Source organism: Streptomyces coeruleofuscus (assembly GCF_039532725.1).
GTDB lineage: Bacteria > Actinomycetota > Actinomycetes > Streptomycetales > Streptomycetaceae > Streptomyces > Streptomyces coeruleofuscus.
The window spans coordinates 287,460-314,005 of record NZ_BAAASE010000001.1 but is presented as its reverse complement, the minus strand read 5'-3'; the positions used below and the strand labels follow the sequence as shown (position 1 = coordinate 314,005).

18 protein-coding genes and 1 pseudogene are annotated in these 26,546 nt (G+C 73.9%); 5 read left to right on the top strand and 14 right to left on the bottom strand.

Annotation, left to right across the window (positions count from 1 at the left end; genetic code table 11):
- Window positions 1-149: 149 nt before the first annotated feature.
- The gene (locus tag ABFX81_RS01345) at window positions 150-1,148 is read left to right on the top strand and encodes an acetylxylan esterase (RefSeq protein ID WP_086850582.1); all 999 of its coding nucleotides are present in this window, start codon (window positions 150-152) and stop codon (window positions 1,146-1,148) included.
- 56 nt (window positions 1,149-1,204) lie between these two features.
- A complete protein-coding gene (locus ABFX81_RS01340; protein ID WP_086850580.1) occupies window positions 1,205-1,645 on the top strand; it encodes a GNAT family N-acetyltransferase in 441 nt (146 codons plus the stop codon).
- Between the two features lie 219 nt (window positions 1,646-1,864).
- On the opposite strand, the gene ABFX81_RS01335 is transcribed toward ABFX81_RS01340, so the two are convergent.
- Together ABFX81_RS01335 and ABFX81_RS01330 are read right to left on the bottom strand one after the other, a co-directional pair.
- Complete coding sequence (locus tag ABFX81_RS01335; RefSeq protein WP_086850578.1) at window positions 1,865-2,275, bottom strand: MmpS family transport accessory protein; 411 nt, start codon at window positions 2,273-2,275, stop codon at window positions 1,865-1,867.
- Between the two features lie 189 nt (window positions 2,276-2,464).
- Complete coding sequence (locus tag ABFX81_RS01330; RefSeq protein ID WP_086850576.1) at window positions 2,465-2,743, bottom strand: hypothetical protein; 279 nt, start codon at window positions 2,741-2,743, stop codon at window positions 2,465-2,467.
- Between the two features lie 292 nt (window positions 2,744-3,035).
- Between ABFX81_RS01330 and ABFX81_RS01325 the strand changes: the two genes are divergently transcribed.
- Entirely contained in the window at window positions 3,036-4,127 is a 1,092-nt protein-coding gene (locus ABFX81_RS01325) for a lytic polysaccharide monooxygenase auxiliary activity family 9 protein (RefSeq protein WP_346137502.1), read from the top strand.
- Between the two features lie 142 nt (window positions 4,128-4,269).
- On the opposite strand, the gene ABFX81_RS01320 is transcribed toward ABFX81_RS01325, so the two are convergent.
- From ABFX81_RS01320 to ABFX81_RS01265, 12 genes are all read right to left on the bottom strand, one after another.
- On the bottom strand, window positions 4,270-5,460 hold the full coding sequence (locus ABFX81_RS01320) for an MFS transporter (protein ID WP_346137501.1): 1,191 nt from the start codon (window positions 5,458-5,460) through the stop codon (window positions 4,270-4,272).
- A gap of 91 nt (window positions 5,461-5,551) precedes the next feature.
- On the bottom strand, window positions 5,552-8,017 hold the full coding sequence (locus tag ABFX81_RS01315) for an amino acid adenylation domain-containing protein (protein WP_086850570.1): 2,466 nt from the start codon (window positions 8,015-8,017) through the stop codon (window positions 5,552-5,554).
- Between the two features lie 14 nt (window positions 8,018-8,031).
- Window positions 8,032-9,435 (bottom strand): serine hydroxymethyltransferase, encoded by a 1,404-nt coding sequence (locus ABFX81_RS01310; protein ID WP_346137500.1) that lies wholly within the window; start codon window positions 9,433-9,435, stop codon window positions 8,032-8,034.
- 99 nt (window positions 9,436-9,534) lie between these two features.
- Window positions 9,535-11,034: a condensation domain-containing protein gene (locus ABFX81_RS01305; RefSeq protein ID WP_346137499.1), complete on the bottom strand. Its 1,500-nt coding sequence runs from the start codon at window positions 11,032-11,034 to the stop codon at window positions 9,535-9,537.
- The gene (locus ABFX81_RS01300) at window positions 11,027-12,853 is read right to left on the bottom strand and encodes an amino acid adenylation domain-containing protein (protein ID WP_086850407.1); all 1,827 of its coding nucleotides are present in this window, start codon (window positions 12,851-12,853) and stop codon (window positions 11,027-11,029) included. Before ABFX81_RS01300 ends, ABFX81_RS01305 begins: the two co-directional genes overlap by 8 nt.
- Window positions 12,850-13,935 (bottom strand): acyl-CoA dehydrogenase family protein, encoded by a 1,086-nt coding sequence (locus ABFX81_RS01295; protein WP_086850408.1) that lies wholly within the window; start codon window positions 13,933-13,935, stop codon window positions 12,850-12,852. Before ABFX81_RS01295 ends, ABFX81_RS01300 begins: the two co-directional genes overlap by 4 nt.
- Window positions 13,925-15,082, bottom strand: a complete 1,158-nt coding sequence (locus ABFX81_RS01290) for an acyl-CoA dehydrogenase family protein (protein WP_086850409.1) — start codon at window positions 15,080-15,082, stop codon at window positions 13,925-13,927. Before ABFX81_RS01290 ends, ABFX81_RS01295 begins: the two co-directional genes overlap by 11 nt.
- A 2-nt stretch (window positions 15,083-15,084) precedes the next feature.
- Entirely contained in the window at window positions 15,085-16,017 is a 933-nt protein-coding gene (locus ABFX81_RS01285) for a thioesterase domain-containing protein (RefSeq protein WP_346137498.1), read from the bottom strand.
- Entirely contained in the window at window positions 16,014-17,360 is a 1,347-nt protein-coding gene (locus tag ABFX81_RS01280) for a condensation domain-containing protein (protein ID WP_346137497.1), read from the bottom strand. Before ABFX81_RS01280 ends, ABFX81_RS01285 begins: the two co-directional genes overlap by 4 nt.
- Window positions 17,361-17,467: 107 nt before the next feature.
- The gene (locus ABFX81_RS01275; RefSeq protein WP_086855164.1) at window positions 17,468-18,328 is read right to left on the bottom strand and encodes a methyltransferase domain-containing protein; all 861 of its coding nucleotides are present in this window, start codon (window positions 18,326-18,328) and stop codon (window positions 17,468-17,470) included.
- Window positions 18,329-18,682: 354 nt separating this feature from the next.
- Window positions 18,683-20,029, bottom strand: coding sequence for an arginine deiminase (locus tag ABFX81_RS01270; RefSeq protein WP_346137496.1), 1,347 nt, complete (start codon window positions 20,027-20,029; stop codon window positions 18,683-18,685).
- 121 nt (window positions 20,030-20,150) lie between these two features.
- Window positions 20,151-20,411, bottom strand: coding sequence for a phosphopantetheine-binding protein (locus ABFX81_RS01265; protein ID WP_346137495.1), 261 nt, complete (start codon window positions 20,409-20,411; stop codon window positions 20,151-20,153).
- A gap of 467 nt (window positions 20,412-20,878) precedes the next feature.
- Between ABFX81_RS01265 and ABFX81_RS01260 the strand changes: the two genes are divergently transcribed.
- Entirely contained in the window at window positions 20,879-22,507 is a 1,629-nt protein-coding gene (locus ABFX81_RS01260) for an amino acid adenylation domain-containing protein (protein ID WP_346137494.1), read from the top strand.
- 950 nt (window positions 22,508-23,457) lie between these two features.
- Window positions 23,458-25,962, top strand: a pseudogene (locus tag ABFX81_RS01250) (SpoIIE family protein phosphatase); the annotation flags it as partial.
- Window positions 25,963-26,546 lie beyond the last annotated feature (584 nt).

Genomic DNA, 26,546 nt, shown 5'->3' with positions numbered 1-26,546 from the left:
CAGAAAGCGCTGTCAATGGGGGCGACGGCAGTCGGTGAGGCGTCTGTGCCGCGTTGGAATCGCGTCGAACCTGGGTAGACCGCAGAGATCTGCCGCCCATCGTCCACCGCAAGTTTCTGGATGACCACCGATTCCTGCGAGGTGCCGCCGTGCCCGCTTTCGACCTGCCGCTGACGGAACTGGAACGCCATCGCCCGGACGTGGCGGAGCCCGCCGACTTCGACGCCTTCTGGCTGCGCACGCTGAAGGAGGACGGCCAGGCGGACCCGCTGGTGTCGGTGCGGCCGGTGGAGACGGGTCTCCGGCTGACGCGGACCTGGGACGTGACGTTCCGGAGTTTCGCGGGCGACCCGGTACGCGCGTGGTTCAGCAGGCCGGCCGGGATCGATGCCCCCCTGCCCGCCGTCGTCGAGTTCGCCGGGTACGGACGCGGCCGGGGCCTGCCGCACGAGCGCCTGACGTGGGTCAACGCCGGGTTCGCGCACCTGCTCATGGACAATCGCGGCCAGGGCGACGAGTACGGCTGCGGCGGCGATACGCCCGACCCGCACGCCACCGCCCCGGGCGGCCCCGGCCCGGCGGTGCGCGGCCTGCTCGCTCCCGAGGACTACCACTACCGGCGCCTGATCACGGACGCGGTGCGCGCGGTCACGGCGGTGCGGGAGCTGCCCGGCGTCGACCCCGCGAGGACCGTGGCCGCCGGCAACAGCCAGGGCGGCGGGCTGGCTCTGGCCGTCGCGGGGCTCGTCCCCGACCTGGCGGCGCTGGTCGTCACCGCCCCGCTGCTGTGCGGCATCCGCCGCGCGCTCGACCTCACGGACGCGGGACCGTACGGCGAGATCGCCTCGTACCTCGCCGTCCACCGTGGCGCCGAGCACGACGCCTACCGCACGCTCTCCTACGTCGAGGGCGTCTCCTTCGCCCGTCGCGCGCAGGCCCCCGCTCACTTCGGCGTGGGACTGCGGGACACGGTGTGCCCGCCGAGCGGGGCGTACGCCGCGTTCAACCGCTATGCCGAACTGACCGGGACGGACCCGCGCAAGGAGATCCACGCGTATCCGTTCAACGGGCACGAGGGGGGTGACGCGGTGCAGGTGAGGCGACAACTGGCCTGGGTGCGAGAGGTGTTGGTCGGACCGGAGTGGTGACTTCGCGACCGGCATGAGGAGTTGACGTCCGAGAAGTACTCAGGTCTCCTGCTGCGATGTCTGATCTTCGGTTCCAACAGCCTGACGGCGATGCCGCTCTCCGAGACTGGCAGCATGTCCACAATGTGATCATCCCGACCCACGTCCTGTCTCTGGAAGAGGTACGGGAACGTTCCGAGCGCCACCACCTGGAGATCGCGTATCTCGATGACGCACTCGTGGGCTGCAGCACGGTGCGCCCGCCGACGGACGACACTCTGACGGCGACAGTGATCGCCCGGGTGCTTGCCCCTTACCGTGGACAGGGATTCGGCGAAGCGCTCTACAGGCGTGGGCTCCACCGGGCGCGTGAGCTGGGTGCCAGGGTGATCGAGACCGTCGTCCTGTCGTCGAACGAGGACGGTTTGCGGTTTGCGCGGAAGCACGGGTTCATCGAGACCGAGCGCTACCTGTTGCCGGGCGACACCATCCCCTGGATCGACTTGCGGCTTTCCTGACCACGACTGGCCCGAAGAGAAACGTCCGGATCGACCACGAGTGCCGGCGTAGCCGGCCCATCGGGCAGCGGTATCGCCATCCCCTGCCTCCCGTCGCGGAAGACGTCCAGATGACCATGGCAGGTCGGCGGACAGGGCCACAGGGCCATCACCTCAGGCCACATGTACCGATCGAGACGACCCCAAGGCCCCGCGCTTCGGAGTTACTTCCCGCGCGGGTCACCTCCCGATCGGGGACTCCGCGGTGCAGCCTCCGGCGGTCACCAGGCCATCGGCACTCTGCTCCTCGAGAACCTTGCCCTTGTGGATGATCTTGCAGGTGACCTGGGCGCCTTCGGGGTCCGCGGCGACCGGCATGACCGCAGCGGGCATGATGCCGCGCAGCGTGACCGTCTTCTTCCAGGGCAGTTCGGGCTTCGACACCGACTCGACCTTGGGCTCCATGGCCTTGCCACCGCCGCCGTGGAACTCGATCGAGTCGACGTTCTTCCCCGTGACCTCGTAGGTGACTTGGTACGTCTCGTCCACTGCCTTGTCGACCTGGTCGACCGCCTCGGAACAGGAGCTGAGACCGAGCGCGAGACCGGCGGTGGCGACGGCACAGACGGCTGCACGGATGGTGCGGTTCAAAGGATCCCCCCGGATCATGAAAGGTCGGATCCGCAGCCAACCGTGAGGGGGGAGCAAAGTCAACTTCATAGAGGCCGACGCCAGTTCGGTCAGGCGGGCGGTGATGCCGTAGCGCTCCGGCCGGCGGCAGCGGCCCCCGAGAGCGGCTGAAACCAGCCTGCCCGCGGCCGGGAAGTGGATGGCGCCGCGCTACTTCGGTGCCTCGATCCAGTGGAGGCAGCGGGTGTAGTCGAAATTCCATTTCAGGCAGAGCTGCATCCTGATCACCGACTCCCGATCCACGAACTCAGTGATGATCTTGCCGTCCTCGACCCGGGAGACTCCGACCTTCTTGTCGAAATCGATCCCCATCTCGTCCTCCAGCGCGAGGCTGGACAGCGCGTATCTGCGCTGGGCCTCCGGATACTTGAGGAACACTTCCTTGATCGCGTTGTGGAACTCAACGTCCTCATCGGGCATGCATGTCATGACTGCCTCCTGGTTTCCGGATGATGTGCCGTCCGCTTACGCATTGTGCGAGCACCGCGGTGAAAGCGCGCGTCGTTCGTCACCCGAACGGGCCCCTGCGCACGTCCCTCCTGACCGGCGCTCTCCCGCCGCAGCCGTAGACAACTGCGCCGCCCGGCGCTAACTTCCGCAACAGCGGGATGGGAGCGCTCCCATAACGGTGGACCGGAACCCGCCCTCGAGTCGCTCCCATCCCGCGCATTCGCGCACACGCATCCACAGGCCCGTACCTCGAGGAACGGACGATGCTGTCATGATCCTGACAAGAAACGCGGGGGGACCCCCCACGCCCCGATCAGCGCTCTCCACCCGGACCAAAGCCCTCTTCCTGGTCCTGCTCTCCCTCCTCGTCACCGTTCCGGCCCTCGGCCTGGTCATGACGGCCGGCGGTGAGGCGGAGGCGCACGGCACCCCCATGAAGCCCGGCAGCCGCACCTTCCTGTGCTGGCAGGACGGTCTGACCGACACCGGTGAGATCAAGCCGGTCAACCCGGCGTGCCGGTCCGCTCAGCAGGTCAGCGGCACCACGCCGTTCTACAACTGGTTCTCGGTGCTGCGCTCGGACGGCGCCGGCCGCACCCGGGGCTTCGTACCGGACGGCGAGCTGTGCAGCGGCGGCAACACCAACTTCACCGGGTTCAACACGCCCAGCAAGGACTGGCCGCTCACCCACCTCACCTCGGGCGCGACGGTCGACTTCTCGTACAACGCCTGGGCGGCGCACCCGGGTTGGTTCTACGTCTACATCACCAAGGACGGCTTCGACCCGACGAAGACGCTCACCTGGAACGACATGGAGGAGCGGCCGTTCCTGAGCGTCGACCACCCGCCGCTGAAGGGCTCCCCGGGCACGGTCGAGGCCAACTACTCCTGGACCGGCAAGCTCCCCGAGGGCAAGTCGGGCCGCCACATCATCTACATGGTCTGGCAGCGCTCCGACAGTCAGGAGACCTTCTACTCCTGCTCGGACGTCGTCTTCGACGGCGGCAACGGCGAGGTGACCGGCATCAAGCAGCCGGGCACCCCGTCCGAGCCGGTGCCCGGCACCTGCACGGCCACCCGTAAGACGACCGGCAGCTGGAACGGCGGCTACCAGTCCGAGGTGACCGTCACCAACACCGGCACCGTCCCGATGCTCGGCTGGATGGTCGACTGGACGCTGCCGTCCGGCCAGAGGATCGAGAGCCTGTGGAGCGGCAGCGCCACCTACAACGGCCAGTCGGTGATGGTCCACAACGCCGGCTGGAACGGCTCCCTCGCTCCGGGCAAGAGCGCGACGTTCGGGTACACCGTCTCCGGATCGGGCGGTGACAGTACGACGAGCCTGCCCTGCCGGGTCGGCTGAACGACCGCTTCGGGCGGGCCCGGTGGGCGTCGGTCACCGGGCCCGTTCCGGCCCCGGCTTCGGTGAGCGGAGGGACGGGTGCGCTCGCCCGGTGCGGCGAGTGGGCGTCCCCCTGCTCGAAGCGCTCGGGGAGCGTGCCGGCTCAGGAACGGGCGGGTCCTGAAGGGAGGAAGGCGACGACGGCGGCGGCGATGCAGACCGCCAGGGGGACGGCGAAGGCGAAGTGCGCGCCCAGGGGGAGCAGGGCGGCGATGGCGAAACCGGCCAGGCCGTACCCGGCGCCGTTGGCTGCGTACAGGGCGGAGAACCCGGCGCTCCACGCCGACTCCGGCAGGTCCCGCTGCAGGGTCAGGGAGCGGGCGGTGAGCTGCGGCGCGGCGAACAGTCCCGCCGCCACGATGCTCACCGCGATGACCGGCAGGCTGGGCACCAGTGCCGCCGGCAGCAGGGCCAGGCACAGGGCCGCCAGCAGCGCCGCCGCCTGGCGGTGGATCCTGCCCGGCCAGTGCCGCAGCCCGTAGATCAGCCCGCCCACGACGCTGGTGATGGAGTAGCCGGTGAACAGGACCCCGGCGAGCGAGGCGGGGGAACCGGAGGCGTCCAGCACGGGTGGCACCGCCGTGTCCAGGACGCCGCCGGCGAAGCCGCCGACCAGGGCCAGTGCCAGGGAGGGCAGGGCCGCGCGCAGCAGGACCGGGCCCAGCGCCAGCCCCGAACGCCGGGCGCCGTCGGCCCCGTCGCCGTCGGACGGTGCCGCCGGCAGGCGCAGCGAGGCCAGTGCCGCGGTGGCGGCCAGCACGGCCATGGTGGCCACCGCCAGCCGGGGGTCGCCTACGGCGACCAACACGGACACGCCGACCGGGGCCACGGTCCAGGCCAACTCCAGCAGCGTGGTGTCCAGACTCATCGCCGGGTGCAGCAGCGGCGGGTCCATGGTGCGGGCGAGCAGCGCTCTGAGCTGTCCGGGCACTCCGGCCCCGATGCCGCCCGCCACGCCCGCCAGGATCACCAGGGCAGCGGCGGGCAGCACGGTGGCGGTGGCGGCCAGCAGGGTGTAGGCGGCGGCGCGGACGACCAGCGCCACCCGCACGTAGCGGTGGCCGCGCCACCGGTCGGCGAGTGCGCCGAGCCACGGCGCCAGCGCGGCCTCGGTGATGGCGTGGGCGCCGGAGGCCAGTCCGCCGACGGTGAACGATCCCGTCTGATGGCCCAGCAGCACCAGCGCCAGCGGCGCCATCGCGTCGGGGATCCGGCTCAGCAGTGTGGTCAGCGCCCAGGGACGCCACCCGGGCACCGACATCACCTGCCGGTATCCCGCCGGTCGTGCGGTCACCTCCGTACCCAACAGGGCACTCCCTTCCACGAATGCGGCCAGGGCCCGCACCGGCCCCCGTGGGCGCGTCGGGTTCCCCCGCGGACGTCCGTCATGGGTGCCTCACCGCGCGCAGCCGGGCGGCGAGCGCGCCGACCGTCGGGTGGCGGAACAACTCGGTCGGCGGCAGGTCCGGCGCCAGCGCACTCATGGCGCGGATCGCCCGGAACGAGTCACCGCCCAGGGCGAAGAAGTCCGCATCCGGCCCCGGCGGCGGGACCTGCAGCACCTCGGCCCACACCGCCGCCACCCGCTGCTCCTCCGGATCCGCGTGTCCGCCGTGCCTCCCCGGCTCCCCGTCCGCCGTCCGCCCGGAGCGGGCCCCGGGCGGACCGGGAGGTGCCTGGGCCAGCCGCCGCCGGTCGACCTTGCCGTTGGGGCTGAGCGGGAGGCTGTCGGTGACGATCACGGTACCCGGCACCAGCGCCGCGGGCAGCCTGGCTGCCAGTTCCGCGCGGACCGCCTCGGGACGCACCGTGTCCCCCGGGCGGGGGACGACGTATCCGACGAGTTGCCGGCCGGTGCGTCCGCCGGTCGCGACGGCGACCGCGTGCCGTACGCCGGGCACCTGCCTCAAGTGGTGCTCGATCTCCCCGAGTTCGACCCGGACCCCGCTGATCTTCACCTGGAAGTCGAGCCTGCCGAGGAGTTCCACGAGCCCGTCCGGGTGGTAGCGGGCCAGGTCTCCGGTGCGGTAGAGCCGCTCCTCGCCCACCGCGGGATGGCGCCAGGTCCAGAACCGTTCGGCGGTCAGTTCCGGCCGGCCGGCGTATCCGCGGGCGAGCCCGGTCCCCGCGAGGTGCAGCTCACCGGGCACACCGACGGGGACCGGCTGCCCGCCGGGGTCGAGGATGTACAGACGCTGGTTGGCCAGCGGACGGCCGTACGGCACGCTCGGCCAGTCGGGTCGGCCCGTGGGCGGGACCTCGTACAGCGTGGAGTGGATGGAGGATTCGGTGGCACCGCCCAGCGCGGCCACCCGCACCCGCGGGGCGAGCGCCCGCAGCCGGTCCGGCAGTGTGACGCCGACCCAGTCGCCGCCCAGCATCGCCAGCCGCAGTCCCGGCAGCCGCAGTCCGGTCCGCTCGGCGTGTTCGACGAACAGTTCGAGCAGAGCGGGGGCCGAGTTCCACACCGTGACGCCGTGGGCGCGCATCAGCTCCGCCCAGTGCACCGGCCGCCGCACGCCTTCGGGGTCGGGCACCACGACGGTCCCGCCGGCGATCGTGACGCCCAGGAACTCGTACACGGACATGTCGAAGCCGGGTGAGGACAGGGCGAGGACCGCGTCGCCCGGGCCCACACCGAAACGGCCATTGAGGTCGGTGAGGTTGTTGACCACGCCCCGGTGCCGCAGCTCGATGCCCTTGGGTTCGCCCGTGGTGCCGGACGTGTGGATGACGTAGCACAGGTCGTCCGGGCCGGCGCGCCGCGGCAGGTCGTCGGCCGGTTCCGCCTGGTCGTCGCCGGTGTCGTCGACCAGCAGGACGCGGCCGGGCCCGTCGGGCAGCGCGGCGGCCGTGACGGCGGAGGCGAGAACGGCGTCGCAGTGGCCGTCGCGGCGCAGGAGGGCGAGCCGCTCGGCCGGGTAGTCGGGGTCCATCGGCAGATAGCAGCCGCCGGCCTTGAGCACGGCCAGTACGGACACCAGCAGGTCGGCGGAGCGCGGCAGGGCGATGCCGACGACGGATCCGGGAGCCGCGCCGAGGCCGACCAGCCGGCGGGCGAGCCGGTTGGCGCGCCGGTTGAGCGCGGCGAAGGTGGTGGGCCTGCCGCCCTCCCACACGGCCACCGCCTCCGGCTGGGCGGCGGCCCGGTCCTGGAAGTGCTCGTGCAGGCAGCGGTCGTGGGGCAGATCGGCGGCCGTACGGTTCCACTCCCCCAGCATCAGCCGCTCCTCGGCCGCGGTGAGCAGGGGCAGGCCGGCCACCGGGGCGTCCGGTGCGGCGGCCGCGGCTGCCGCCAGCACACCGAGGTGGCCCGCGAGCCGCCCGGCCGCGTCCGGCCGCAGCGTACCGGGGGGCGCGAGGAGGACAGCGGTTTTGGGCCCGTCGGCGGCGGTGACGGCGAGGGTGAGCCGGCCGGCGTCCGCGGCATCGGTGTCCGGCCCCCGGCAGACCGTCACCCGGACCGGCAGCAGGCCGCTGCCCGGACCGGGCTCGCCGAGGCCGCCGCCGGCCGGAGCGCCGCCCGGGTCCCACGGGGAGCGCAGGGCGGCGCGTACGTGCGTCAGCAGCTGCCGGAACGTCGGGTTCCCGGTGAGGTCCACGGGCACAGCGGCCGGCCGGGCCGGAGGTCCCGCGGGCAGCACGGGCAGCACGAAGCCGTCGGCGCCGGCGTGGCGGGCCAGCACCACCGCGCAGACCGCCGTGGCCTCGGCCAGCCCCGGGACGCCCGTGCCGTCCTGTGCCGGCCGCAGCCACTGAGCCGGCAGGCGCACGGGGTGCACCGAGGCGGTGCCGGGCGGGCCGGCGGCGGTCGCCCGTTCGCGGGCCACCGGGAGCAGCAGGGGTTGCATGGTGACGTCCCTTCTCAGCGGACAGCGGGGTACAGGGGCACGGGGAAGCGGTCGCACAGCTCCCGCACGGCGGCACGCACCCGGTCGCGGACCGCCGGTTCGAGCCGGTGACCCCCGCCGCTCCGCGCGCGCAGGCCGCGTACGACGGTGTCGACCAGTTCGGCGCAGACGGCCATCTCGGACGGGCCCATGCCGCGTTGGGCGAGGATGTTGGTGCCCAGCCGCAGCCCACTGGTGACCAGGGGCGGCCTGGTGTCGCCCGGGACGCGGTTGCGGTTGGCGAGGATCCCGCAGTCCTGCAGGGCCTCCTCGGCGGCGGCTCCGGTCACCGTGCCGCCGGACAGGTCGAGCAGCACCATGTGGTTGTCGGTGCCGCCGCTGACCAGCCGGTGACCGCGCGCCGACAAGGCGTCGGCCAGGGCGCGCGCGTTGGCCTTGATCCGGTGGGCCAGCGTGGTGAACCGCGGCTGTGCGGCCAGGGCCAGGGCCCGCGCCTTGGCGGCGATGGCGGCCGCGTCGGGGGTGCCCTGGGTCCGTGGGAAGACGCCCCGCTGGATGCGCTCGGCCAGCGGCGTACGGCCGGCCGCGCCCGGTGCCGTGTCCGCCGCCGCTCCGAGCAGGATGAGGCCGCCGCGTGGTCCGGCGAGCTGTTTGTAGGTGCTCGTGGTGGTGACGTGGGCGACGTCGACCGGACTCGGGTGGGCCCCGGCCGCCACCAGGCCCGCGATGTGCGAGATGTCTGCGAGCAGGTAGGCGTCCACCTCGTCGGCGACGGCCCGGAAGGCGGCGTAGTCCCAGGTGCGGGGGTAGGCGCTGGCTCCGGCCACGATGACCTTGGGCCGGTGCCTGCGGGCCAGGTCGGCGACCTGCTCCAGGTCGACGCGGCCGTCGGGGCCCAGGCCGTAGTGGACCGCGTGGAAGCAGCGGCCGGTCACCGAGGCGGGCGCGCCGTGGGTGAGATGGCCGCCGGCGTCGAGGTGGAGGCCGAGCAGCGTGTCCCCGGGGCGCATCAGGGTGAACAGCACGCTCAGGTTCGCCGAGGAGCACGAGTGCGGCTGGACGTTGGCGTACCGGGCGCCGAACAGCGCCGCCGCCCGGTCGGTGGCGAGCCGTTCGACCTGGTCGAACCAGCGGCTGCCCGGGTGGTAGCGGGCGCCGGGGTAGCCCTCGGCGGTGACGTTGGACAGCGCGCTGCCCGCCGCCGCCAGGACGGACGGGTGGGCGAGGCTGGCGTAGGCGACCATGGCGAGGTTCTCCTGCTGGTACCGGGCTTCGGCGTCCAGCAGGCCGGCCAGTGCGGGGTCGTCGTCCGGCAGGGTGCCGAGGCCCTGGTCGAGGAGCCGGCGGTGGGCGCACGGGGCGGTGACGGGGGGTGCCGTGGAGGCGGGACGGACGGGAGACGGGCTTTTGATGGTCATGGCTGGTTTCCCGGGTGGTCATGGGGGGCGGCGGTACGGGGAGTCGCGGACGTGGGGCAACGGGCGGACGGCGGACGCCGCCCCGGTGGCCGGAGGACGTCAGGGGCCGGGTCGTGGCGCGCCGGTGCCCGACCCGGCCGTGGTGAGGAGTGCCTCTTGGTGCCAGCGGTCCGCCAGCGAGGTGAGCCGGTCCGCCCAGAGGGATCGGGAGGGTGCCTGCAGGACACCGTGCACGGGGCCGTGGCCGTCGTCGTACAGCTCCAGCAGCACCTCTGCCTGCGGGGCGGACGGTGGTACGGGAATCGTGCGGACGGTGACCGGTCCGGCGTGGTGGGCGTGGCGCGGCCAGTTCTGTAGCAGGAACGTGGCCTGGTACAGCGGCATGCGCCGGCCGCGCCCGGCGCCCGCCGCCCGGACGATGTTCTCCAGCGGGAGCCCGGCGTGCAGGACGCAGTCCACGACCGCCTGCCACAGCCGCGGCACGCAGTCGGGGGCGAGCGGGTCACGGACCGGGACGGGCACCATGGTGAACAGGCAACCCACCTCCTGCTCCGTACCGGCGCGGCGGTCGGCGACCGCGGTGCCGACGGCGAAGTCCCGCACCCCGGCCAGCGCCGACAAGGCACGCGCGTACGCCGCGAGCAGGACGGCGAACGGCGTGGCGGCAACGGACCTGGCCCGCTCGCGCAGCGTCGCCGCCTCGGCGGCCCCGAGCCGGACCGACCGCTCAACGAGCGTGTCCCGCAGCAGCTCGCGCCGGGTCAGGCCGCGGCCGCCGTCCGGCAGGTCGGCGAGGCCTGCCAGGGCGTGCTGCCAGTACGCCTCGTGCTCGGTGCGCCGGGCCGGGGCCAGGGGCTGCGCCCGGTGGCGAGGGGCCGGGGCCGGCCGTGGCCGCTCGCCGGCGAGGGCATGGGCGTAGGCGTGGGCCAGATCGGCGGCGAGCACCTCACCGGACGCACCGTCGAACGCGATGTGGTGCACGGCCAGATACAGATCGGCACCGTCCGGGAGGGGCACGAGGGCCCAGCGCAGCAGGTCGGCCCGAGTCGCGTCCGGCGCGGGCCCGGCGCGCAGGAGGCGTAGCGCGTCGCCGGGAGCGGTCCCCGACGGCAGCACCAGCGGCTCGTGCTCCACAGGCCGGTCGACCACCTGCGCGAGAAGCGTCCCGCCCCGCACCGTGTAGGCGGTCCGCAGGCCCTCGTGGCGCTCGCGCACCGCGCGCAGTGCCACCACCAGAGCGGGCAGGTCCACCGGCCCGGTGAGGCGGAACCGGCCGAAGGTCAGGGCGGCGGCCGGATGACCGGCTGTGTGCTGCAGCGCCCAGAACCGGCGCTCGGTCGCGGTCGCGGGCTCCCCGGCCGGCTCCCCCGGCGGTGGCGCCGATGACGGCGTTCGAGGTGTGGGGGGCGGACCGGGTCGCTCGGCGCCGGGGTGGGGTCCGGCCCGTAGGTCGGCCTGCGGACCGGGCGGTTGCGCGGGTACGGCTGTGCGTGCTCGGGTTGCTTCGGCGGGGCGGGGTGTCGTGACAGCCGGCCGGGTGGTGTCCGGTGTGGCCGGTTCGGTCCCGGGCGGCGTCGGCGCCGTCGACGCGTCACGCATGGCGGGGCTCCCGGAGTGCCGCGGCGATGCCCGCCGGTGTGGACGCCTCGAACAGCAGGGCCAGCGGGAGGTCTTCGCCGAGCCGCTTGCGGAGCCGGTTGACGAGGCGGGCGGCCTGCAGGGAACTGCCGCCGAGGTCGAAGAAGTCGTCGTCGGGGCCGACCGAGGGGCGGCGCAGCACCTCGCGGAAGACGTCCACGACGACCCGGGTCGTCTCGTCGTCCGGCGCGTCGGGGCCGGCGGCCTCGTCCTCGCCGCCGAGCTCCGGCGCCGGCAGGGCCGAGCGGTCGGTCTTCCCGGTCGGGCCGAGCGGCAACGCGTCGAGGACCACGAGGTGCGCCGGGACGAGCTGGGCGGGTGCCCGCTCGGCCAGTTCCCGTCGCAGGCCGCGCGGATCCGCACCGTCCGGCCCGGGTACGACGTAGCCGACCAGCACGCTGCCGTCCCCGCCGGGGTCGTCGACCGTACCGGCCGCCGCCGCCCGCACTCCGGGCAGCGCCAGGAGCTGCGCCTCGACGTCGCCCAGTTCGATCCGGTGGCCCCGGATCTTGACCTGGTCGTCCTGCCTGCCGAGGAACTCCAGGGCACCGTCGGGACGGCGGCGCACCACGTCTCCGGTGAGGTACATGCGGGAGCCGGGCCGGAAGGGATCGGCCGGGAAGCAGCGGGCCGTCAGTTCCTCATCGCGGTGGTAACCGAGGGCGAGCTGGTCACCGGCCACCGCAAGCTGTCCCGGCCGGCCGTCGGGAACGGGCCGCAGAGCGTCGTCCAATACGTAGAGCTGGGTTCGGTCCAACGGGAAGCCGATCGGCACCTCCTGGCCGGGCGGCAGCGGACGGCAGGTCCAGCAGGTCGCGTCGATGGCGTACTCGGTCGGCCCGTACATGTTGTGCAGGCGCGCCGTCGCGTGTCGCAGGAAGCGGTCGTGCAGGAGGCGGTCCAGGCGCTCGCCGCCGCAGAACACCTCGCGCAGGTGCGGGCACGACCGCAGCCCCTCGTCCTCGTCCAGCAGGGCGCGCAGCAGCGACGGCACCAGCGCCAGGGTGGTAACCCGCTCACGGGCGAGCAGGCGCACCAGCTCGGCCGGGTCCCGCTGTCCGTCGTCGTCCGCGACGACGACCCGGGCGCCGGCGGCCAGTGGCGGGAGGATCTCCTGCAGGGAGATGTCGAAGCCCAGGGAGGTGCGGTGCAGGACGCTGTCGCCCGGCCCGCTGGGGAAGGCGGCCGTCTCCCACACGACGCGGGAGCGGATGGCGCGGTGCGGCACCACGACGCCCTTGGGCCGTCCCGTGGAGCCCGAGGTGTGGATGACGTAGGCGGGCGACTGAGGGGAGACCCCGGCCCCGGCGGTGCGCGTGTGCCTGCCCGGAACCGGTGCGGCGGGTATCGAGCCGAGCTCCGCCAGGGGGACGTCCGCACCCAGCAGCCGGGCGGTCTTTTCGCGGTCGGCGGCGAGGACCAGCCGCGGGCGGGCGTCGTCGAGCACCGCCCGCAGGCGCTCGGCGGGGTAGCCGGGGTCCAGGGGCACGTACGCGGCACCGGCGTTGAGGACGCCGAGGACGGCGACCAGCGCGTCGGCGCTGCGGTTGAGCGCAACGCCGACGAGGGTGCCCGGACCGCAGCCGGCGCCGGCCAGCCAGTCGGCCGTGGCGTCGGCCCGGTCCTGGAGTTGCCGGTAGGTCAGCGTGGTGCTGCTGTCGGTGACGGCGGGCGCGTGCGGGGTGCGCCGGCTCTGGTCGCGGACCAGGTCGTGCAGGAGGCCGTTCGGTTCCTGCCGTACCGGAGGCAGGCCAGGTGAGGGGTGGGTGAGGCTGGTCATCGGCTACGTCCTTGGGTAAGCGGCTCGTACGGGTGGGGCGCCGGCCGGGCGAGCGCGGTGTGGAACAGCGCGCGGCGGTACAGGAGCTGCGCCGGGGACTGTTCGGTGAGTCCTTGGGCGCCGTGCAGGTGGAGCCCGCACCAGGTGGCGTCCAGGGCGAGATCGGTGGTGTGCCGGACGAGGTCCTCCACCCGTTCGGCGAAGGGGCGCTTGTCCGTGTCGTTGGCGTCGTCGGCGTTGCTGGATCCGTCGTCGGGACGGGCGCGGTGGTCGGCGAGCGCGGCCGTGCAGCGCGTGAGCAGGCGGGCCGCGTGCAGGCGGGCGGTGAGAGCGGCCAGCGGAAAGGCGACCGCCTGGTGGCGTCCGATCGGTGTGCCGAACTGCCGGCGGTCGCGGGCGCGCCGGACCGCGGCGTCCACGGCGGCCTCGGCGAGCCCGCACAGGTAGCCGGCACGACGGATGCCGTCGAGGTCGGCGAGCGCCGGAGTGCCGTCGCCGGTTCCGGCGCTGTCCCGGGTGAGTCGGTCGCCGGTGGTGATGTGCTGGGCTGCGGTCCGGGCGGGCAGGTCGAGGCGGTGGCGAGGTTCGGCGTGCAGTCCGGCGTGCGGCCGCCAGGACGCCGCGTGCAGCGGCACGAGCGCGAACCGCTCGCCGCCGCCCGGGATCCGGGGCAGCCGCAGCAGCGCCGCGGTGGCGGGCAGTCCGCTGACGAAGTCGCGGTGCCGCGGCGTCGGAGCCTCCTCGGGTCGTTCGTCCGGCCCGGGGCACAGACTCACGGCCAGTCCGGCCCGCCCGGACAGCAGATCGCGCAGGGCGTCGGCCGCGGGTCCCTCGTCAGCGGCGGCGAGCGCTTCGGCGGCGGCGGTCAGGTCGAGCAGGGTGCCGTCGCGTCCGGCCCGGCCGGTCTCCTCCGCGACGAGCACGGCTTCCATCTGGCCCAGTGCGTGGCCGCCGCGCGCCGCGGGCACGGTCAGTCCGGCCCAGCGGGGCACGGCCGAGGCGACCGCGTCCTGCGACCTGGCCAGGGACCGCCGGAACTCGGTCACCAGTTCCCGCTGTGCGGCGGTGGGCTCAGTCAGCATCGCCGGCCTCCAGTCCGAGTTCACCGGCGATCACCAGGAGCATCATCTCGGCAGTGCCCGCCGACAGGCTCAGCCCCGGTGCCTCGCGGTCCAGCAGCAGCGCGCTCGGGTCGGGCGGCGCGCCGGGATCGTCGACCGTCAGCAGGTCGTACGGCGAGGACAGCTCCCGGCCCAGTCGCCATACCTCCCGCATCAGCTCACTGTTGAACCACTTGGACTGCGCGGCCTCCGCGGGGTCGAGATCGCCGTCCTGGAGCCGGCCGGCCATGGACCAGGCCAGCAGGCGTCCGGCCTCGGCCGCGGTGGACAGCCGGCGCAGCCGGCCGGCGAGGGCGGCGTCCTGCCCGCCCCGTGCCGCCCGCCGCCGCAGCCACTCCAGGTGGGCCCGCACCCGGGCGCTGTAGTCCATGCCCACCCGTTCGACGGCCAGTCCCTCGGTGATGACCAGCCATCCCTCGTCGACGCGGCCGACGGCATCGTCCGGACCGACCCGTACCGCGTCGAGGATCACCTCGTGGAACGGCTCGTGGTTGACGCCGGCGACGGGGCGGACGGTGACGCCGGGAGAGCGCAGGCCGACCGCGAACAAGGTGATGCCGAGCAGCGGCTGCGGATGCCGCGAGGTGCGGGCCGCGACGATCGCCAGGTCGCAGTGGGCCGTCTTGACGCTGTGCACCTTGGTGCCGTGCAGCTCCCAGCCGTCGTCGCGGGGCCGCGCCGTGGTGGTCAGCGACGCCAGGTCGGAGCCGGCGTCCGGCTCGCTGTACAGCACGGCGGCGAGGACCTCACCGCGGGCCATCGGGGGCAGCAGGCGGGTCCGCTGTCGTTCGTCACCGCACAGCAGCAGGCACCGGCCCGCGTTGCGGACACTGTTGACGTGGGCGCTGTCGGGGATGCCGTGGGCGGCGAGTTCCTCGGTGAGGATGCTTGCCGTCGCCGCGTCCAGCCCGGCACCGCCCAGTTCGGGCGGCCAGTCGGGGGCGAGCCAGCCGCGCCGGCCGAGCAGGCGGTAGGCGGGCCGGGGGTCGGGATCGTCCGGGTGGTCCCGGCTGCCCTCGCGCAGGGCGCGGCGCATCGCCTCCCCGGCCAGCAGCTCGCGCAGGTGGTCACGGAAGGCCATGTGTTCGGGGCTGAAAAGGAAGTCCACGGTCACGCTCCGGTGCGGGCACGGTCCACCGCGGCGGCGACGGCGGTGGCCGGTGCCGCGCCCATGAGGCCGAAGTGGTCGGTGGGCAGGCGCAGACGGTGCACGGGGCCGGCCAGATGGGGCAGCCAGGCGTCGCCGCGCCCGCCCGCACCGCCGACCGGTTCGGTGTCCACCACGAGAGCCGGGCCCGGGTGGGGGCGGACGGGGCGGTGACCGGTCAGGCTGCGGGCGTGCCGGCGAAAGGCCTCGAAGCGCCGGTACGTCTCCTCCTCGTCGGCGTCCGGATCCACGGCCGCCATCTCGCGCACCGCCGCGCCGAGGGGATCCGCTGCGAGCCCGGCGCGAGCCTCGGCGTCGGACACGCCGCTCATCCGGCGCACCTCGTAGAGGAACTGCCGGGCCAGAGTGTCGTCGTCGAGCGGGCCGGTCCAGCTGCCCGGCGGCGTCGCGTCGAGCAGGACGAGCAGGTCCACGGTGCGGCCCCGCGCGGCCAGTCGTGCGGCCGTCTCGAACGCCGCCGCGCCGCCGAACGACCAGCCGCCGACCAGGGAGGGACCGCGCGTGTCGGCGGCGATCCACCCGGCGTAGCGCTCGGCCAGCTCGGACAGTTCGTCGGGTGCCGGACGCCCGGACAGCAGGGGTGAGGCGATGCCACGCACCGGATGGCGGGCGGCCAGCGCCCGGGCCAGCGGCAGGTAGCACAGCAGGCTGCCGCCGACCGGATGGACGAGGTAGACCGGCGCCGCGCCCGCGGGCCCGGGTAGCAGCCCGGTGATCGTGTCCGCGTCGCGGCCGGTGTCGCCGGTGTCCGCGGGGCGCGGACCGTCCGGGACGGGGGCGGAGGGTGCGGGACGGCCACGGCGTGCCGCCGAGGCGGCGGCCGACCCGGAGGCCGGGACCTCACGGGGGTGGTTCGCGTCGGTCTCCGGGATCATGCCGGAACTCCCTTCGGAGATGTCGGGCCAGAGGAGTCCGGAGGAGCGGCGCGCCACGGGACGGGGTGCGGCAGCAGCCGGCCGACGGCCGCCAGCACCGCGTCGGCCTGCAGTGCGGGCACCGTGGCGGCGTCCGTGCGCAGCACCAGGCGCAGGGAACCGTCACCGATCCGGGCCTCCAGGTCGAGGGGGTACTGCACGGAGCCCGGCTCGACGTGGACGGCCTCGCTGACGCAGCCCCACAGCGGCAGCGCCGGTGGTTGCTCGTGCCGTACGTCGATGACAGCCTGGTACGGCGACTCCAGTACGGCGGTGCCGGCGGCACGGGCCAGGGCGGCGGCCGGCACCGCGCGGTGCCGTTGTGCCTCCAGACTGCGCTCCCGGACCTGCCGCAGCAGTGCTGTACGGTCCCGCCCGGCAAGCTGCACACGCAGCGGGAGCAGCGTGACGAGGCAGTCGACGAGGTCCGCTTCGCCCGAGGCGCGCAGTGACACGGGTGTGCCGAGGATGACGTCGTCCCGGCCGAAGACCTCACCGAGGGCCGCGGCGTACGCGGCGGTGAGAACCATGTGCGGGGTCGCGCCGGCCGCGCGGGCCGTCTGCCGCAGCACACGCACGGTCGCGGCACCGCGTCGCAGCTCCCTGACGCGGGCGGGCCGGCCGGTGGGGGGCACCCGCCCGGCCGGAGCGGGCAGGAGGGGCGGGGGCGGTGCGGCGAGCCGGTCCGCCCAGTAGGCGGCCGACCGCGCGTCGTCGCCGTCACGGGAGGCGGGCGCCTGCGCCGGTGCCGGGGCGCGATCCCGCCCGGTGGCAGGCGCGGGAGTGGCGCGGACGCCGTCCGGTGATGTCTCGGCACGGTAGGCGTCGGCCAGGTCCAGGCAGAAGACGACGGCCGAGACGCCGTCCATGGCGATGTGGTGGAAGCAGAAGGCGGCCAGCGTCGTCCCGTCGTGGCCCGGACGGCTGATGCCCGCGCGCACCGGCGGCTCCGTCTCCAGGTCGAAGGGACGGCGGTGGAAGGCGGCCAGCTCCCGGTCCGAGCCGGTGCCGAGGTCGTGCCAGCACGGGGTGCCCGATGGCGGCTGGACACGGCGCACCGGACCGTCGGGGCCGTCGCCGGGATGCAGGGAGCGCAGCGCGGGGTGACGGTACGTCACGCGGGCCAGCGCCCGGGCCAGCGCCGCGCGGTCCAGCGGGCCCGAGATCCGGAAGGCGCGCAGGACATGGAGGTCGGTGTCGCCCGGCCGCATCTGGTGGGCGAGCCACAGGCCGAGCTGGGCGTCGGTGAGCGGGCGGAGCGTGGGATGGTCGGCAGCCGGTGCTGCCGGATCGCGCAGGGTCATGGCGCTGTCCTGACGTTCGCGCGGGGAAGGGGCCGACGGGGTGTCCGGGCAGGCGGGCCACGGGCCCACGGGGATGCCGTGCGCGGCCGGGCCCGCCGTCCGGTCCGTCAGTGACGGGGCTTCACCGCTTCTACGAGCAGGTGGTAGCCGAGGTGATTGAAGGGCGGGGTGTCGCAGAGGGTCCGCTCGAAGGACTGCACCGCGAGAGCCACGGCGGGGTCGCTGAGCACCTCGTCGGCCAGCCATACCGCCAGGGGCGAGTTGCCCCGCAGCTGCGTGACCACCATGCCCTCGGTGGCGAACAGGGCGTTGAGGTCCTGCGGGCTGAAGCTGTACCAGGGGGCGGTGTACTCCTCACCGGTACGGGTGCGGGTGAAGACGAGTTCCTTGGCGGTGACGTCGGTAACGTCCACGGACGCGAACCGGTCGGCCTTGAACAGCCGCTCGATCAGGCTGTTCTTGACGCCGAGCAGCATCCGCCCGCCGGGCCGCAGCACCCGCCGGACCTCGGCGAAGACCTTCGGCCGGTCCTCCAGGGGGATGTGCATCAGGGCCAGCATGCTGGTGACGACGTCGAAGGACTCGTCGGGGAAGGGTAATGCCGCCATGTCGCCCTCGCGCAGTTCGGCGTGCAGCCCGCGCGCCGCGAGCTTGCCGCCGAGCACGTCGAGCATGGCCCGGGACAGGTCCAGGCCCGTCACCTGGGCGCCGCGCTCGGCCATCGGCACGGTGAACCGTCCCGTGCCGCAGCCCATGTCCAGGACCCGCTGACCGGCTTTCACCTTGTTGAGCAGGAAGCTCCGCTCCGCCGCGGTGAACATGTCGTCGGAGGGGCCGGCGCCCGGTATGCGCTCGTCGTACTCCTCGGCGACGCGCTGGTACACCGAGCGGACCGTGTCCTTGACGTCGGCGGCCTCGCGCGGCGGCGCGGTGGTGTCGGCGCTCAGGTTCTGGTCGTAGGTGGTCATGGTGTTCTCCTCGTGACTCGTGACTCGTGACTCGTGACTTGGAACTTGGGACTTGGGACTTGGGACTTGGGACTGGAGTCGAAGCGGGGGACGTGAGGTGGGATCAGTCCCGGCGGCTGGGGTGCGGCCGGTCTCGGCGGCACGGAGGCGCGGGGCGCGGACCGGACGCACGTGCCTCGCGGGTCGAACGGCGCACGGGCCCGGGTACGGGCCGGGGGCGAGGGATGTGCCGGGGATCAACGGACGTGCCGGTGTCGAGGCCCGTGCCGGGAGTGTGAATCTGGCCGGAGCCCGGCGGCGGGCCGTGCCGGGACGTTGGTTCTGGCCGGAGTCCTCGCCGGGCCGGCCGACGGCTCAGGCCGGGTCGCGCACCAGAGGGCAGGACAGGCAATGGGGGCCGCCGCGCCCTCGGGCCAGTTCGGAGCCGGGGAAGGTGATCACCTCGATGCCGGCCCGTTCCAGGCGCTCGTTGGCGGTGGTGTTGCGGTCGTAGGCAACCACGAGCCCGGGGCGCAGGGCGAGGACGTTGGCGGAGTCGCTCCACTGTTCCCGGCGTACCGCGAAACCGTCGTCGCCGGTGTCCACCACACGGACGGCCGGCAGCCCCAGGGCGTCGGCCAGCAGGGCGAAGCCGTCGTCGGCCGGACGCGCGCGCACCTCACCGCGGCGGTCGAGGACCAGTTCGTGCCAGCGGCAGGTCTGGTGGTGGGCTCTGCTCACCAGGAAGGTGTCGTGGTCGACCATGGTCATCACCGTGTCCAGGTGCATGGTCTGCCGGTCCCTCGGCAAGGACACGGCCAGCACGCGCCGTACGTCGCCGCCCGTGAGCAGGGACCGTGCCAGCCCTTCGGCCGCCGCGGCGCTGGTGCGCTGACCGACGCCGACGACCACGCAGCCAGGGCCGGCCACCATGACGTCCCCGCCCTCCAAGGGGGCCGCTGCGGCATCGCCCGCGGGCAGGACCCCGGCGACGCGCGCGGTGTTCAGCAGCGCTTCGGTCAGGACGCCCTCGCGGGCCCTGGCCGGGGTGGCCATGCGGCCGGCCGTGCAGTGTCCGCCGATCCAGCTGAGCGTGTCGCGGACGAACATGGCGTTGGGCAGCGGGGGCAGTGCCGGCCAGTCGGACTGCCGGTCCCCGGCGTCGAGGCTCTCCCGCAGGACGGCGCGGTGCCGGTCGGGCAGCTCCGCCAGGGTGGCGCCGAGCAGCAGCCGCTCGGCCAGCTCCGCGGGGGGCAGGTCCCGCAGCCAGTCGCGCAGTTCGCGTCCGGCCAGTCCGCCGAGTCCCGGTGCGGCGGCGGAGCGCGTCGTACCGTCGATGAGCAGTCGCCGGCCGACGGGCAGGGCCGCCGCCGCGGTCAGCAGGTCGGCCAGTTCGACCACGGCCACGCCGCGATCGCGCAACAGGCAGCTGAAGGCGTCGTGTTCGCGCCGGGCCGCGCTGAGCCAGGGGATGTCGTCGAAGAGCAGCGTGTGCAGGTTCTCCGGGACCAGACGGCCCAGTTCGGAGCCGGGCCGGTGCAGCAGCACGCGTCGCAGGGGTGAGGTCTCGGAGTCCACGGCACAGTCGCCCAGCGCCGCGTCGAGGAAGGCCGCGGAGGATCGGGCCGCCTCGGCGGCGGGCGTGGACGGGGCAGAGGAGGGGCGTACGGCGGGGGCGGGCCCAGCCGGTGGGCCGGGCAGCGGGCGCGGTCGCGTGCGCACAGGACCGCGGACCGTCGATGAGATCGCTAACGCGTCATCCACGAGTTCATCCGGAGTGAGGTGTGGGGGGAAGTGTGGGGGAGGCCGGAAACGGCCAGGGTGGCCCTGACGGGCCGTCGGCTCAGGTACTGGTCCGGTCCTCGGCGAGCGCCCGCAGGGCCGGCAGGCCGTCGCTCGTGAGAACGTCGAGGTAGTCGACTTCGATGCCAGTGGCTTCGTAGAGACGGGTGGACAGCAGGACGGCGTGGAAGGAGTCGCCGCCGTTGTCGAGAAAACCCCGCAAGGGGTCGGCGGCGGGGCCGAGGATTTCTCGCCACAGACTTTCGGCAACGTACGGGGAAGGCCGGGAATTTACGGGACCCGGGCTCTCATCAGTGGTCATTGCGTCCTCCCAGGACACAGGGATGGAGAGCACGCCCAAGAAACCGGAGGAATGGCACCGGTCGGCGAAACCCGACGCTAAGGACGGGATGAGTGCAGTGTCAACCCACTGGATGAGGCGACCCGCTTACGCGTGCCGCATGCGGAGTGGGCGGTGATGCCTTCCTGACCTGTTCATAGGCGGCGTGGACGTCACCGGGCAGTACTTTTCGCAGTACCCAGGCACCTAAATGGAACCTGGCCATCCGGTCTGTTCGATTGCGAAGAAACGTCGCCCACCTGCGACGACGCAGGATTCGAAAGAATTCCGTTTGGCCATGGGAGGCTCGGGTACGCGTCAACCGGTCGCCTCTGGAATCGAGATCGACCCCGCCCTGGAAACGGCCGGGCGTCAGCGTCTGCACGCATTCCGATTACCTCCCCCCTTCCCTTCAGGTTTCCATCCACCGGATCTCGCGGAGCCTTTCCATGCCTTTTTCGCGCCCGTCCTCCCTGTCCGGCCTCTTACAGGCCGCGGCCCACCGGTATGCCCGGGAACCAGCTCTGGAAATTTCGGGCGACTCCTTCACCTACCGGGAAATGCACTCGACGGCCGCGAGCATCGCCGACGCCCTGGTGGCGACGACGGGCCGCCTGCCGTCGGTACTGGCACTCTGCGCGGCTCGCAGCCTGCCGGCCTATGCCGGATACCTGGCCGCGGTCCGGCTGGGCTGGACCGTCGTACCGCTCAACCCCGCCTTCCCTGCCGAGCGCAACGCCGCCGCGGCCGCGGCGGCCGGTGCGCGGGTGGTGCTCGCCGACGGCTCCGGCGCCGGACAGGCGGCCGTGGTCGCCGACCGCGCGGGAGCCCGGCCGCTCGTCCTCGACGACTCCTGCGCCGAGCTGCCACCGACGGATCCGGACACGCTGCCGGCCGCACGCACGGGTCCGGACGACGTCGCGTACGTGATCTTCACCTCGGGCACCACCGGCCGCCCCAAAGGCGTGCCGATCCGGCACCGGCACCTGTTGCCCTTCCTGCGGCACTGCGTGCGCGCCTACGCGATCGGACCCGGCAGCCGGCTCTCCCACACCTATGACCTGACGTTCGACCCGTCGGTGTTCGACCTGTTCAGCACCTGGTCCGCCGGCGGCACACTCGTCGTGCCGGACCGCAACGCCACGCTGCGGCCGTCCGTGTACGTCAACGAGCACCGGCTCACGCACTGGTTCTCGGTCCCGTCCGTCGTCTCGGTCGCCGAACGGCTCGGGGACCTGGCGGAAGGCAGCATGCCCGGCCTGCGCTGGACGCTGTTCGGTGGGGACCGGCTGACCCGCCGCCAACTTGAACGCTGGTCGGCCGCGGCGCCGGGCAGCGCCATCGACAACACCTACGGCCCCACGGAGATGACCGTCTTCTGCACCGCCCTACGGCTCGCGGCCGGGCAGCGGTGCATGGACACCTCCAACGGGACCGTTCCGATCGGCACACCGCTGCCGCACCTCGAACACGTCGTCGTCGACCCGGCCGGGCGCCCCGCCGACCAGGGCGAGCTGTGCCTGCGCGGCCCGCAGCGCTTCGACGGCTACCTCGACCCCACCGACAACACCGGCCGGTTCGGCCTCGGCAGCGCGGCCGGTGGACTGCGCCCCGCGCCCGCGGGCCCGCCTCCGCCCGACGCCTGGTACCGCACCGGCGACCTGGTCGTCCGGGAGCAGGGGCAGCTGGTGCACCTCGGACGGCTCGACCACCAGGTCAAGATCCGCGGCTACCGCATCGAGACCGGTGAGATCGAGTCGGCGCTGCGGTCGGACCCGGCAGTGACCGACGCGTGCGTGGTGGCGGTCGGCCCGCCCGGGGCACGGGAACTGCACGCGGCCTACGTCGGTCCCCCGGGCCGGGGCCCCGCCCTGTCCGCCCGGCTGCGCAGCCTCCTCCCGCCCTACATGCTGCCCCGACGCATCGTGCACCGCGACGCTCTCCCCCTGACCGCCAACGGCAAGATCGACCGCATGCGGCTGGCCGAGGAACTTCGAGCACAGCCCGTCCCCGCCACCACCGGCCCGGCTCCCCGACGGCACGATCCGGCACCGGCCGGTCAGACAGCCGGCCGGTGACGCTGCCTGCACGGCGGGCGCAGGGGCACCCCCGACCACCCAGGGCGCGGCCGGCGCACGCCGCCGAAGGGGCCTGCCCTCCCCCGCGCGACATCACCGTCCGCCGGCGAGGCGGTCCGGCAGCGGGACGAGCGCAGAACGCGGTCAAGACCATGGTCGTCACGGACGAGGACGGCCGCATCCTCTCCTGCCAGCCCGACCAGGCCCGGCAGCTGCCCGGACATCCCCCACACTCGCCAGTCGGGGCTGGAACGGGCCTCTGGCCGACGGCCGGCCGTGGAGAGTCCCGCCGGTGCCGGTTACCGGGGCGTGGGTTCCCAGACCGGTGGGTGGTCACGCCACCACGGCGCGGCATCAGGGCCGCGATTCCCGAGCGGATGGACCAGATCAGTGGCCGTATCCGGCACAGCGCGGCGAGAGCCGTTGCCGGCTCGACCGGACGGCCTACCGGCGCCGCACCGTGGTCGAGCGACCCAGGGGCGGGGGGCGGGGGCACGGTCGGCGGACGCGTCCTGCACCCAGGTGGTGACGATCCAGGGCCGCGGGAAGCGCTCGGGGGCTCGGTGAGGCGCTGCGGGACGGGCCCGCGCGCGCCGAGCCGTAGAGGGAGATCGGCCAGGTCGGGGTGCTGGTCGCACGGCAGCTCCCGGATCAGGGCCGCCGTGATCCCGGTGTGGGCAAGCGGCGCAACTCAGCGGGGCGGCGGCTCGTGGGAGACCGGGTGGCGGCTCGCCGGACACGCGAGTGGCCGGAAAACGCGGGGTGCGCCGACCGAGTCGGCCCGTCGATCCCATTTGGTCCCATATGTCGCTGTTATCCAGGTGTGCGATTCTGATGTGTGGGTGCCCTGCCGCTCATGTGGGGCGTGGATCCGCCGCGTCGTCGTCGCCTGAGTTCCGGGGACTCCCACCTGCCGGTAGCTGCGGCATGGACGGGAGGTGGATGCGGACATGCCCCATTTCGGCGATGCCCGGGCCGCGGCCCCCGGCCTTCGGGTGCCGGGGCACGCGGGCACCGGTTCGCCTCGTCGCACGCCGGAGTCCGCCGCACGGGAGCGGGTCCTGGCGTTCGCCGGGGTGGCGCTGGCGGCGGTGTACGTACGGAGCGAGCACGGTGCGGAGCTCCGGCTGGTGGAGGCGGCCGGCGGCGAGCCGGAGCGGTACGGGCTGCCGAGTCGCGTGCGGCACGGCGGGGGCACCTCGCCCGCTCCGGAGCCGGGCTACGCGGCGGCGTCGGGAGACAGTGGGCCCGCCGTGGTCGAGGCCTTCCGGACTGGGCGGCCGCTGTGGCTCGCGAGTCGGCAGGAAGGCGGAGTCGCCGGTGCGCCGCTCGGGGCGGTGCCGCTGGGGGCCGCCGGCGGGTGGCTGGGGTGTCTGGTCGTGGTGGGAGAGGCCGGGGAGGGGTTCGGGGCCGAGCAGCGGGAGTTCCTGGAGCGGTATGCGGAGGCGGTCGCCGGACGGCTCCGGGGGGAGGCCGACCGGTCCGCCCCCTCCCCCCTGCTGGATTCCGCCCTGCGGGCGCTGGGGGTCGGTTCCTTCGCCCTGACCCCTGGCACCGGGCTGGTCGAGACCGACCCGGCCCTGCTCGAACTGGTGGGCGTCCCCGAGGGCGGCTTCGACGGCAAGACCGACTCCCTGCTCTCGTACAGCGTCCCGGAGGACGTCCCGGCCCTGATGTCGGTCATCGAACCGTCCGCGCAGACCCCCGGGCGCCGGGAACTGGAGTTCCGTACCCGCCGGGCCACCGGTGAACTGTGCTGGCTGCGCCTGAACTGCCGCGTGCTGAAGAGACCCGACGGCTCCCCGGAGCGGGTGCTGGGTGTGGTGACCGCGGCACCCGTGCTGCGCCGGAGCGCCAGCGACGTCGCCCGGATCCAGTGGCTGACGGCCGCGCTCGACGACGCCACGACGGTCCGGGACGTCAGCCGCGTGGTCGTCGCTGCGCTGCGCGAGCCGCTGGGTGCCGACCGGGTGGCGCTCGCCGAGCTGCTGGAGGACCGGCTGGCGGTCACCGTGCTCGATCCGCCGGGGGCCGGTGCCTGGCCGGAGCTGTGGCGTTCCGAGTGGCGCTCGGAGTGGCCCGACGCGCCGGTCACCGCCCTGCCCACGCTCCAGGCGGCGCTGCGGGACGGGCGGATGAGCCTGTGGCCGGCGGGTGCCGTGCTGGAACCCGGGCTCGCGGGGATCGGCCCCGGCGGGCTCGCGGTCCTGCCGCTGCCGGCGAAGGGCAGGGTGGCCGGGGTGTGCCTGGTCGGCTGGGACGCGCCGCACGAGTTCGCGCCCGAGGAGCGGGCCCTGCTGACGGCGACCGCGGGGCTGGTGGGGCAGGCCCTGATCCGCGCGCACGCCTACGACGCCGAGCAGGAACTCGCGACGATGCTCCAGCGCAGCCTGCTGCCGCGCCGTCTCCCCCAGTTGCCCGGGGGCACCGCCGTGGCCCGTTATCTGCCCGCCCGGCGCGGGCTCCAGGTGGGCGGCGACTGGTACGACGTGATCGCGCTGTCGGAGAACAAGGTGGCCCTGGTCATCGGTGATGTGCAGGGGCACAGCGCCGGAGCCGCGACGATCATGGGCCAGATGCGCACGGCGGTCCGGGCCTACGCCGTGGAGGGTCATCCGCCGGACGTGGTCGTCGCGCACGCCAACCGGCTGCTCGTCGGCATGGAGACCGACCTGTTCGCCACGTGCTGCTACGTCGAGCTGGACATGGAGGAGGGCAACGCGCTGTTCGTGCGGGCCGGGCATCTGTCCCCGCTGGTGCGTCATCCCGACGGCGGCACGGAGGAGATCGCGGTCGAGGGCGGGCTTCCGCTGGGCGTGCTGGAGGACGCGGAGTTCCCGCTGACGGCGTCGGCGCTGGCGCCCGGGTCGGTGCTCGCGCTGGTGACGGACGGGCTGGTCGAGTCGGCCGAGCTGGACGTGGACGAGGGGATGCGGATCGTGCGCGAGGCGCTCGCCGCGGCCGATCCCTCCGACCCGGGGCGGATGGCCGACGAGCTGCTCGGCGAGGCCGGCCGCCGGGAGGACGACGTGGCGTTGCTGCTGCTGCGCTACGACGGGATGCGGGTGCGGCCGGTGCGGGCGGGCTGGGTGGTGTGGCGGCTGCCGGACGCGGTCATGCACGCCCGCCGGTTCAGCGCGCGCACGCTGCGTTCGTGGGACGTCGTGGACGAGGCCGACACCGTTCTCCTCGTGGTGTCGGAGCTGGTCACGAACGCGCTCGTGCACACGCAGGGTGCGCTCCGGCTGGACCTGACGCTGGCCGCGGACCGGCTGCGGGTGACCGTGAGCGACTCCTCGCCGCGGGCGCCGGCCAAGCCGGTGGTCGTGGACTGGGAGTCGACCGGTGGCCGGGGGCTCTTCCTGGTCGAGGCGCTGTCGGCGGCCTGGGGGTCGGTGCCGGTCGGCGGTGGCAAGCAGGTGTGGAGCGAGATCGTCGTCTCACGCAACGAGCCGGAAGCGGACCTGGAACCGGAAGCGGAGCCGACGCCTGAAGCGGCACCGTGGGTCGAGCCCGAAGAGGAACGGGAGCCAGGCCGGGGCTGGGGCATCGGCCGCAACCGGAGCTGGGGCATCGGCCGCATCCGCGACCGCGACCGCAGCGGAGGCAAGTCCTCCGGCCGAACCCGGAGCCGAGACCGGAAGCCGGGCCCGGACGAGAACCAGACCCCCGACACGAGCAAAACCCGGCCCCTCGACCCAGCCCGGAGCCCGGACCGGGCCCCGGACCCGGACGAGAACCAGAACCCGGACACCAGCAAAACCCGGACCCCCGGCCCAACCCGGAGCCGAAACCGAAACCCGGCCCCGGACGAGAGCCAGACCCCCGACACGAGCAAAACCCGGCCCCTCGACCCAACCCGGAGCCCGGACCGGGCCCCGGACCCGGACGAGAACCAGAACCCGGACACCAGCAAAACCCGGACCCCCGGCCCAACCCGGAGCCGAAACCGAAACCCGGCCCCGGACGAAAACCAGACCCCCGACACCACGAACAAGACCCAAGGCTCGGGCCGAAGCCGGGACCGCGCTCAGTCGCG

What these genes read in the sequence shown, in the direction of transcription:
- ABFX81_RS01340 (WP_086850580.1), top strand. Translation starts at nt 1,205, where the DNA reads ATGTCTGATCTTCGGTTCCAACAGCCTGACGGCGATGCCGCTCTCCGA.
- ABFX81_RS01330 (WP_086850576.1), bottom strand. Translation starts at nt 2,743, where the DNA reads ATGACATGCATGCCCGATGAGGACGTTGAGTTCCACAACGCGATCAAG.
- ABFX81_RS01325 (WP_346137502.1), top strand. Translation starts at nt 3,036, where the DNA reads ATGATCCTGACAAGAAACGCGGGGGGACCCCCCACGCCCCGATCAGCG.
- ABFX81_RS01315 (WP_086850570.1), bottom strand. Translation starts at nt 8,017, where the DNA reads ATGCAACCCCTGCTGCTCCCGGTGGCCCGCGAACGGGCGACCGCCGCC.
- ABFX81_RS01310 (WP_346137500.1), bottom strand. Translation starts at nt 9,435, where the DNA reads ATGACCATCAAAAGCCCGTCTCCCGTCCGTCCCGCCTCCACGGCACCC.
- ABFX81_RS01305 (WP_346137499.1), bottom strand. Translation starts at nt 11,034, where the DNA reads ATGCGTGACGCGTCGACGGCGCCGACGCCGCCCGGGACCGAACCGGCC.
- ABFX81_RS01300 (WP_086850407.1), bottom strand. Translation starts at nt 12,853, where the DNA reads ATGACCAGCCTCACCCACCCCTCACCTGGCCTGCCTCCGGTACGGCAG.
- ABFX81_RS01295 (WP_086850408.1), bottom strand. Translation starts at nt 13,935, where the DNA reads ATGCTGACTGAGCCCACCGCCGCACAGCGGGAACTGGTGACCGAGTTC.
- ABFX81_RS01285 (WP_346137498.1), bottom strand. Translation starts at nt 16,017, where the DNA reads ATGATCCCGGAGACCGACGCGAACCACCCCCGTGAGGTCCCGGCCTCC.
- ABFX81_RS01280 (WP_346137497.1), bottom strand. Translation starts at nt 17,360, where the DNA reads ATGACCCTGCGCGATCCGGCAGCACCGGCTGCCGACCATCCCACGCTC.
- ABFX81_RS01275 (WP_086855164.1), bottom strand. Translation starts at nt 18,328, where the DNA reads ATGACCACCTACGACCAGAACCTGAGCGCCGACACCACCGCGCCGCCG.
- ABFX81_RS01265 (WP_346137495.1), bottom strand. Translation starts at nt 20,411, where the DNA reads ATGACCACTGATGAGAGCCCGGGTCCCGTAAATTCCCGGCCTTCCCCG.
- ABFX81_RS01260 (WP_346137494.1), top strand. Translation starts at nt 20,879, where the DNA reads ATGCCTTTTTCGCGCCCGTCCTCCCTGTCCGGCCTCTTACAGGCCGCG.